Origin of the sequence: Blautia sp. AM42-2 (assembly GCF_003480245.1) — a bacterium.
Lineage (GTDB): Bacteria > Bacillota > Clostridia > Lachnospirales > Lachnospiraceae > Fusicatenibacter > Fusicatenibacter saccharivorans.
The window spans coordinates 150465-158038 of sequence record NZ_QUIM01000007.1; the positions used below are offsets into that span (position 1 = coordinate 150465).

Sequence of the window (7574 nt, forward strand, 5' to 3'; positions counted from 1 at the left end):
GATATTTACCGGCACACAACCTCTACCGGCACATCCAGGATTTTTGCCACTTTCAGAATCGTATCAATATGGTGTCCGACCGCAGCTGCCATATGATGTGTTGGTCCCGCCTCACTCCATCTGTTGCAGAACTCTCTTGCCCCAATGGAGAAACGTGTTCTCATATTGGTATCGCCAAAGGTAAAGATCGGACCATCCTCATTGACACCCTCTGCAGCAACAAATTTAAAATGACCGTCTTTATCCTGCGTAATTCCAAGATATGTAACATCTCCAACTGGCGGATAAAACTGCGTCAGATATCCGCCGCCTGTCTTGCCATGAAAAACATCAACGATTTTCATGGACGGTTTTTTCGCCTGCGAAATATCAGCATCTCCCGATCCGGAGTGGCCGATAATACAGATATCCTCATTGAAATCGATCGAATACATCTCAGAAAGCTGACCGGTTCCGGCGATTGTTTTCAGAATGCTCATTGCCATTGCAACTTTCATATCACCCTCTACGGCACAGGCTGTACCCTGTTTGATCAGCATGGAAAATGCCGGAATCAGCATGCTGTCCAGTTTTCCGGCAACCCCTTTTGCAAAGCCGTCATAATGGGATGCCACCATACCAAGGTCTTCTTTTTTCACCCACTCTTCAAATGCAACGACATATTTTGCCATATCCCATACGGTCTCTACCGTTGCACCGCCCTCGATATCAAAAGTATCCAGAATCTCCTCTGCCTTGGCGCGGATTGCGTCCTCATCTGTGACAGGATCCGCGATTGCCCACATTTTCTCCCAGTCGAACTGTTTCGTGTAAAGTCCCATCCGGTTGTAAAGATTGGTTTCATCGATATACAGATCCATCATTCCCGGATATGGTCTTCCGATCTGGGCAATATTGGTGTAGCGGAATCTTCTGCGTACCTGGGCTGCCCGGCACCACTCGTCGATTTCCTTTGCCACGTAAGCATCTCCGCCTTCTACAACACCGGTGATAACGGCATGACGTTTTCCTGCACGCTCCAGATCGGCTACCATCTCACCGACTGCTCCACAGGCATACAGCTCACCGAGCCATTTTGGCGTATCGGTATTCGCATAATCCGGTGCTTTCCGTTTCTGCACATTCACAAGCACAACCGGCACATTCAGGTCACGGACTGCCGGGAGCATATTGTAGCTGGTCGCGTAGGTCAGAAGCTGTAAAATAACAAGATCTACATCCGCTGCACGGAACTTATCTCCTGCTTCCATGGATAATTCTTTCGTTGTAACGATTCCACCATCGATCATTTCAACGGTATCCGGAATCGTCTTTTTGAACGCATCATACTGTGCCTCAAATTCCGGAACCAGCGTCGGGAACTGCGGCAGATATGCACCCAGTGCGATTGCAAATACACCTACTTTTGCTTTTGTTTCAACTAACATGTTCTTTGCCCCTTTTAACCTTTCGTCTCATTTTTTATGGCTCATATTGTTTGATTTCGAAGGAATGGAAAATACAGTTTCTCGCATCTTTCAGATCATTGCATTCTTTTCCGGTGATCATCTGTACCGCCAGATTTCCGATGGCAGTTGCCTCGGTCGGTCCCGCCAGCACGGTTCTTCCGGTCCTTTCTGCCGTCAGCCGGTTCAGATAATCGGCATTGGCGCCGCCGCCTACGACATGAATCTTCCGGTACCGGCAGCCTGTTTGTTCTTCCAGTTCTTTTAATGTCTTTGCATAGCATACTGCCAGGCTGTTGTAGATCACTGCTGCAACCTCTGCAATTCCCTGCGGTATCTGCTGGCCACTTTCTTCACATGCCTTCTGTACCTCGGCTGTCATATTTTCCGGTGCAAGGAAACGGTCGTCGTTTGCATCCACGATAGATGGGATGGTGCATTTCGATGCCATTTCGCAGATCGTTCCAAAGCTTAAATCTTCTGCGATTTCTTTTTTCACAGACTGGACCATCCACAGACCCATGATATTTTTCAGGAAACGGTATTTTCTGTTGTAGCCGCCCTCATTGGTAAAATTGTGCTGCATAGCTTCTGTTCCGCAATCGGCCTCTTTTAATTCTGTTCCCATCAGAGACCAGGTTCCGGAGCTGATATAGAGCACGTGCTCCTCATTGCTTGGCACAGCGACTACCGCAGAGCCAGTGTCGTGTGTTGCGGGAAGAACAATTTCACAGTCGAAACCGACCTGCTCCCGGATTTCTTTTTTCAGATGGCCGATCACAGTCCCCGGCTCACGGATCGGCAGAAAAATTTTCTCCGGGTATCCCAGTTTTTGAATCATCTCCCTGTTCCAGTCCCCGGTTTCCGGATTGACGAGCTGGGTCGTTGTTGCATTTGTGTATTCCTGCGCTTTCACGCCGGAAAGCAGGAAATTCAGGTAATCCGGAATCATCAGCAACGTCTCTGCTTTTTCCAGCTGTTCCGGTTTTTTCTTCTTCCACGCCATAAGCTGATAAATACTGTTAAAAATCTGTTTCTGAATACCGGTCGATGCATAGAGTTCTTCCTCCGGCACTGTGCGATAAACCTCCTCATCCATTCCTTTCGTGCGGTCATCGCGATAAGCAACGGCATTTCCGATCCGCTGATCATCCTTGTCCAGAAGGACAAAATCAACTGCCCATGTATCAATTCCGACACTCACCGGGATCTTTCCAAGTTCTCTGCATTTTTTCATTCCGGCCAACACGGCTTCAAAGAGTGCCTCGATATCCCACACCTTCTCACCGTCCTGTTTCTGCATTCCATTCGGGAAACGGTAAATTTCCTCGAGAACCATTTTCCCATCTTCCATATGCCCGAGAATATGTCTTCCGCTGGATGCTCCTATATCAATTGCTAAATAATATCTTTTCATACCCTTCCTCCATTTTCTGTCTCTAATTATAGATAACTTTATGTGGTAAAAAAAGAACACGCTTTGTCTAAAAAAGTGTCCTTATTTGCACTATAGCAATGTCATTGATCGTATCCATCTGCATCCGTCCGCTCTTCTTCTCCTTCCGCCGCGCCGGAGTTTTTGCTCCATGGGGTAATTCAAGAAACGTTTTCACAGGAAATTATGGTAAAAAAATTCCGCAGCACTTCTGTGATTGAGGTGCTGCGGAACTTTTTTACATTTTAGGCTGATATCTCATGTTGGATACATTATAAACTGTGATAAACGCTTTCGGATCAAGTTTGTTGATAAAATTCATCAGCTTCTGGTATTCGGTCTTGTCTACGATCGTGATGATTTCTTTGCGCTTCTGCATGTTATAGGCACCATAGGCTTCATAGATCGTAGCACCGCTGTGCAGCTCATGAAGAATAAATTCCCGAAGTTCTTCTTCCTTTGGAGTGATGATACATACCCGGCGTTTGATATTATGATCAAAAATAAAATGATCCAGAACAATTCCGTTAAAATACGTTCCAAGAATACTCAGGACTACCGTTTTTTTGTCGTAAACGAGTGCTGCAGACAGGGCAACGCACATACCGGACAGCGACATAGCTTTTCCAAGCTCCATATGAAGATATTTATTCATGATCTTTGCTACAATATCAAGTCCGCCGGAAGAAGCATTTCTGTTAAAAAGAATACTGAGTCCCACACTGACTACAAGTGTATAGCACAGAACATCCAACTCCTGACTGTTTGTCATCGAACCAAAATCCGGGAAGATTTTTTCAAAAAGTCCAAGAAAAACAGGAAGCATGATACTGGTGTAGACGGTTTTTACACCAAATTCTCTTCCGCAGGTAAAAAAGCCGATGATCAGAAGTACTACGTTCAGAATCATGGTGATGGCGGAAAGAGGCAACGGTACAAAGTTGGAAAGTACGATACCAAGACCCGAAATACTGCTGACAGAAGTATGGCTTGGTACCAGAAAAAAATAGACTGCCGCTGCAATAATAGCAACAGCTGCTGTCAGGATCAGGATTTCCAACAGAATCTGAGTATCCTTCAGTTGTTTTTTCATGTTAATTCTCCGTATCTTATTTTTTATGGATGGGAAGATCCCTTCCTTATATTAATGGCATTTTGAAGATATGTAAACCCTTTCCGGGAATCATTCCAACATATTTGTGTATCGTTATTGCTTTTCCGTCAGCTTTCTGTAATACATATCCTTTTTATTGCTTTTTTTCGTTCTATGCTACAATAAACTTAACATTATCTTGCAACGTAATCAGGAGAACAACATGAGCGAAAAGGGATTGACCAACATTAGTCTCAAAAAAATAAATAAATCAAAGGTTTACCAATATATTTACAGAAAGAAAAAGACCTCCAAGCAGCAGATCGTTCAGGAACTGCAGATGGGTTTATCCACAGTCAGCCAGAACCTCAACCTTCTGGAGCAGGAAGGTCTGATAGAAAAAAACGGCTTTTTTGCATCCACCTGCGGAAGAAAAGCAAACGCCATTCAGATTGTATCCGATTTTAAAATTTCTATTGGTATCGGTATTTTAATTTCCTCCCCTCCTGGCTGTGTCCTGCTTCCGTAAAATCAATCAGCAATTCTTCCAATGCCACGATATCAACTTTTTCTTCCATTTTTCAGTTCTTCCACAATCTCGTTATAACGTTTTTTATTTAACCGGTAGAAAAATAATACAACCGCAGTCACAATCCAAAGTGCACCTGGAATCGTCGTAAATGCATGTTTCATAATTGAAAGTACAGTTGCATTTTGTGTCTGATTTGCAATATAACCATATTTTCCAAGTAATCCTGCTAAAAGTGCTGTTCCAACTGCCATTCCGATTTTATTTCCAAGTGAAATAAATGCATACTGAAAACCATCATTTCTAAGTCCGGTTTTCCACTCCCCATATTCCACACAGTCTGGAATAATTGCATAGATTGCGGTATTAAATCCAGAGAAAAAAAACTGTGTGAGACCAGATAATGCATAAAAAATAGCCGGTGATTCTTTGGCATTGAAGAAAAACATAGACAACATGGAAATTCCTGTAAATAAAGCAAAGAGAGATGCTGTTCTTCCTTTGTTATTCAACTTGCGGAATAATGGTTGAAAACAGGCTGCCCCGATGATAGAAGGAATAATGATGCACATCGAATAAGTTGTGTAGTAGGAGGCATTCCCTTCCACATATGTAAAGTAATACAGAATATCTGCGTTTCTACCATATAATGTAAATCCAAATAATATCTGTCCTACCAATGCAAGAAGATATGGTCTATTCTGCATGACTGCTTTCAACTGAACCTTTACAGAAATTTTTTCTTTTTCCGGAGTGATCACTGCCTCTTTCGTCTTCGCAAAGCAGAAGAAATGACAGGCTGTAAAAATACATCCATATATGACCGCAACCGTCAGATATCCTGTCTTTGCACTGTGACTGCCGAATTTGCTGAGCAGCGGAACTGTGATAATATTTAACACACCAATTGCAATCATCGCTGCAACCGAACGGGATGTATTTATTTTTGCACGTTCATCAATATCCTGTGTCATAGCACCACACAAGGTTCCATATGGAATATTCACACAGGTATACCCCAAAACCAGCAGACAATATGTAATTACCATATAAATGATCTTTCCATTCTGCGGCCAGTCGGGTCTTGCCCAGAATGTCATAACAAGAAGAATCGCTGTAATTGGTGCCGCTACTAACAGCCATGGACGGTACCGTCCCCATCTCGATTTTGTTTTATCCGTAAGTCCCCCGACGATTGGATCATTGATTGCATCCCAGAATCTTGAAAAAAGCATCAGTGCTGACACAGCCGCCATACTGATTCCGAACACGTCTGTATAAAATATCATCAGAAAATTACTGACAAACATCCAGCTGAAATTACATCCAACATCACCAAACCCATATGCAATCTTACTGATCAGCGGTACTTTTCCATTTTTGCTTTCGCCTCCCATATGTCCCTCCTATTTTTATCAGAGTTTCTGACAGAACTCTATTTTTTCCTCATTTGGTCCCTTAATCATAAAAAACTTCACACCATTTTCCCAAAATGGCAGTTCTTCGATTCCGTCTGTAATAACTGTGTATTTTTCATTGCAGATTTTCTGATACATACTTTCAATGTCTTCCACATCAAGTGCAACATGTTGGTATGCACCGTCTGACATTTCCGCCTTCCCATTTTCAAAAGTCTCTATGCAGTAATTTTTTATCTGTAAAAATGCCACTTTTTCCCCTGCTTTTTCATTATAAGACTGCATAATTACTTCAAATCCAAGACTCTTATAAAACTCAACTGTTTTCTGTAAATCGTTTGTCGGAAGCCCGACATGGGCAATTCCGACAATTCCATATTTATTTTCCATACGAACTCCTTACTTTTCACTGACGTTGATAATTACTTTCATCGTTGTCTCGCGGTTATCATCAATATACTGGTATGCCTTCAGATAATCTTTAAAAGCAAATGTCTTTGAGATGAGCGGTTTCAAATGAACTTTGCCCTCATTTACCAGTCTGATTCCATCTATGTAATCATCATGGCGGTACATCATCGTGCTCTTAATGTCAAGTTCGTGGTCATTTGCCACCGCAAGATCTACTTCTGCCATTCCTGCAAAAACAGCCACCAGTACGATCGTGCTTCCTTTTCTTGCATATTTAATTGCCTGTCCCATTGTGATATTGTTTCCGGCACAGTCGTAGATCACATCTGCCTTATCCGGTCCAAATGCTTCGATCATCGCCTCACCGAAATCTTTATTTTTGGTATTCACACACACATCAATTCCACATTCTTTTGCCTTAGCCAGTCTAAGATCACTGATATCTGTGATCATCACTTTCGCTGCCCCCATTCCTTTTGCTGCCTGCGCCACGAGATTTCCGATCGGTCCTGCACCAAGGACTGCAATATTCATGCCAGCCACATCGCCCATCTGTTTTACACCATGAACTGCCACAGCAAGAGGTTCGATCATAGCTCCTTCTTCATAGGACATATCTTCTGGAATAGGTGTTACTTTCGATGCATCCACTGCAAAATACTCAGATGCTGTTCCTGTCGTCTGAAATCCCATTACTTTTAATTCCTCACAGAGATTATACTTTCCATGACGGCATGGATAGCAATGTCCACAATATACCTGCGGCTCTATCGTCACTTTCTGTCCAACATGAAACTCTGTGACATTTTTTCCAAGTTCTGTAATCTCACCTGAAACCTCATGTCCCTGTGTTACCGGATATTTTGTAAACGGATGTTTCCCATGATAAACATGAATATCTGATCCACAGACACCAATATTCATAATCTTTACCAACACCTGATTTTCCTTTACCTCCGGAACCGGAACCTCTCTGAAAATAATTTCTCCTGGATTTGTCATTACCTGCTGTAACATAATTGTTTCCTCCTTTTTTATATTGTTTTATTTTACGTTTTATAAAACGTTTTATTAAAGTAATTACATTATTGCCCTGTAAACACGATTTGTCAATATGTTTTTTCATGATTTTATATATTTCATAATTTCAAGAGTAAACGGTAGAATACGAGTACCTTGACAAATAGCAGACCGCTTTTGCGGTCTGTTTATTTTCGAGACTGTGAGAAAAAGTCTGTAAATA

Annotated in this window: 7 protein-coding genes; 1 reads left to right on the top strand and 6 read right to left on the bottom strand. The window is 42.4% G+C overall.

Annotation, left to right across the window (positions count from 1 at the left end; translation table 11 throughout):
* Positions 1–5: 5 nt before the first annotated feature.
* The 3 genes from DW915_RS09965 to DW915_RS09975 form a co-directional block, all read right to left on the bottom strand.
* Positions 6–1427, bottom strand: coding sequence for an arabinose isomerase (locus DW915_RS09965; protein WP_118742058.1), 1422 nt, complete (start codon positions 1425–1427; stop codon positions 6–8).
* Between the two features lie 34 nt (positions 1428–1461).
* The gene (gene rhaB, locus DW915_RS09970) at positions 1462–2862 is read right to left on the bottom strand and encodes a rhamnulokinase (RefSeq protein WP_118742059.1); all 1401 of its coding nucleotides are present in this window, start codon (positions 2860–2862) and stop codon (positions 1462–1464) included.
* Positions 2863–3118: 256 nt separating this feature from the next.
* On the bottom strand, positions 3119–3973 hold the full coding sequence (locus tag DW915_RS09975) for a YitT family protein (RefSeq protein ID WP_022461234.1): 855 nt from the start codon (positions 3971–3973) through the stop codon (positions 3119–3121).
* A 223-nt stretch (positions 3974–4196) separates the two neighbouring features.
* On the opposite strand from DW915_RS09975, the gene DW915_RS09980 reads away from it, so the two are divergent.
* Entirely contained in the window at positions 4197–4502 is a 306-nt protein-coding gene (locus DW915_RS09980; RefSeq protein WP_243033816.1) for a helix-turn-helix domain-containing protein, read from the top strand.
* A gap of 32 nt (positions 4503–4534) precedes the next feature.
* On the opposite strand, the gene DW915_RS09985 is transcribed toward DW915_RS09980, so the two are convergent.
* Genes DW915_RS09985 through DW915_RS09995 form a run of 3 tightly spaced genes read right to left on the bottom strand, consistent with a single transcriptional unit; the run spans position 4535 to position 7348 of the window.
* Positions 4535–5899 carry an MFS transporter gene (locus tag DW915_RS09985; RefSeq protein ID WP_118742060.1) on the bottom strand — a complete coding sequence of 455 codons (1365 nt, stop codon included), beginning with the start codon at positions 5897–5899 and terminating at the stop codon, positions 4535–4537.
* A gap of 18 nt (positions 5900–5917) precedes the next feature.
* Complete coding sequence (locus tag DW915_RS09990; RefSeq protein ID WP_117813235.1) at positions 5918–6310, bottom strand: VOC family protein; 393 nt, start codon at positions 6308–6310, stop codon at positions 5918–5920.
* Positions 6311–6319: 9 nt separating this feature from the next.
* On the bottom strand, positions 6320–7348 hold the full coding sequence (locus DW915_RS09995) for a zinc-dependent alcohol dehydrogenase (protein ID WP_015561410.1): 1029 nt from the start codon (positions 7346–7348) through the stop codon (positions 6320–6322).
* Positions 7349–7574: the final 226 nt, after the last annotated feature.

Bases quoted from the DNA above. Each gene is read 5' to 3' on its own strand.
- DW915_RS09985 (WP_118742060.1), bottom strand. From the start codon at position 5,899: ATGGGAGGCGAAAGCAAAAATGGAAAAGTACCGCTGATCAGTAAGATT.
- DW915_RS09975 (WP_022461234.1), bottom strand. From the start codon at position 3,973: ATGAAAAAACAACTGAAGGATACTCAGATTCTGTTGGAAATCCTGATC.
- DW915_RS09990 (WP_117813235.1), bottom strand. From the start codon at position 6,310: ATGGAAAATAAATATGGAATTGTCGGAATTGCCCATGTCGGGCTTCCG.
- rhaB (WP_118742059.1), bottom strand. From the start codon at position 2,862: ATGAAAAGATATTATTTAGCAATTGATATAGGAGCATCCAGCGGAAGA.
- DW915_RS09995 (WP_015561410.1), bottom strand. From the start codon at position 7,348: ATGTTACAGCAGGTAATGACAAATCCAGGAGAAATTATTTTCAGAGAG.
- DW915_RS09980 (WP_243033816.1), top strand. From the start codon at position 4,197: ATGAGCGAAAAGGGATTGACCAACATTAGTCTCAAAAAAATAAATAAA.
- DW915_RS09965 (WP_118742058.1), bottom strand. From the start codon at position 1,427: ATGTTAGTTGAAACAAAAGCAAAAGTAGGTGTATTTGCAATCGCACTG.